This window comes from Prevotella sp. S7-1-8 (assembly GCF_000758925.1).
Classification (GTDB): Bacteria; Bacteroidota; Bacteroidia; order Bacteroidales; family Bacteroidaceae; genus Prevotella.
This window is the reverse complement of the sequence record NZ_JRNC01000129.1, coordinates 1-842: the sequence shown is the minus strand read 5'-3', so window position 1 is coordinate 842 and position 842 is coordinate 1. Positions and strand designations below refer to the sequence as shown.

General features: G+C 43.7%; 2 protein-coding genes and 1 pseudogene. All 3 read right to left on the bottom strand.

The window, feature by feature from the left end; translation table 11 throughout:
- Positions 1 to 159: 159 nt before the first annotated feature.
- The gene (locus HMPREF1640_RS12255) at positions 160 to 441 is read right to left on the bottom strand and encodes a hypothetical protein (protein WP_021668301.1); all 282 of its coding nucleotides are present in this window, start codon (positions 439 to 441) and stop codon (positions 160 to 162) included.
- Between the two features lie 31 nt (positions 442 to 472).
- Positions 473 to 718: a hypothetical protein gene (locus HMPREF1640_RS12250; protein WP_004338370.1), complete on the bottom strand. Its 246-nt coding sequence runs from the start codon at positions 716 to 718 to the stop codon at positions 473 to 475.
- 22 nt (positions 719 to 740) lie between these two features.
- Positions 741 to 842, bottom strand: a pseudogene (locus HMPREF1640_RS13425) (PcfJ-like protein); the annotation flags it as partial.

Sequence of the window (842 nt, the reverse complement as noted above, 5' to 3'; positions counted from 1 at the left end):
TGTTCATCGGGCAGCGTGCTGTGTATTCCTCTGCCCATCACCATTCCACAATCTTCAAGGATTTTGCGCTCGGCTTCTTCTCGGTCTGTGGCTACAACCTCAAACACACCTTCAAAAACGTATTGGGTGCATACTCTGTAAACTTTCCTTTCCATATTTTCAAAACTCAGCGATTAGTAATCTGTGTTCCATTGGTTCACCATTCGATAGCCAACGGTGGGTTAGCCAAAAATGATGTGCACCGTAACCATAGACAAAAAACTTGTCAAGTTCCGTTTCTTGGGAGATTTGGAGGAGTGCGGTCTGCAACTCCTCCTTGTTCTCGGCTATGCTTATGGCATTGATAACTCTCACGATGATGATGGGTATTTCATCTGCCCACGAGTTGTTGAGAGCTTTGCTCGAAAAATTATGAATAATGCCTTCTACTTGTACTTTCATATTGTTGTCGTTTATAGGTTGATGTTTTTATTTACTCTCTGCAAATAAGGGTGCAGTCCTCTACTTCGGTTGGTAGTCCAAAGGCTGGAACGTGGGTAAAATAAGGTTGCATATTCCCCTCTATGTCTGTGTGGGGCGATATAACCTCCGCTTTGGTGTCCTTACTCCATTGGTCTGCGAGTGCGATTTCTTCGTCTGTCAGTCCTGTACTATCTCCATTGATAAGGTAGCCTAAACTCCACGTTGGAATTTTCTCTATTGTCTTGTATGTCGCCATAATCGTTGTTATTATAGGATTGTTATGCGGTTGCTCTCTGTGCTATCATTCTCATATTCTTCTGCATCAAGGCGAGTATCTGCTCGTGGTACTCGGTGTTCTTGTTGCACACTCCACGACTTTG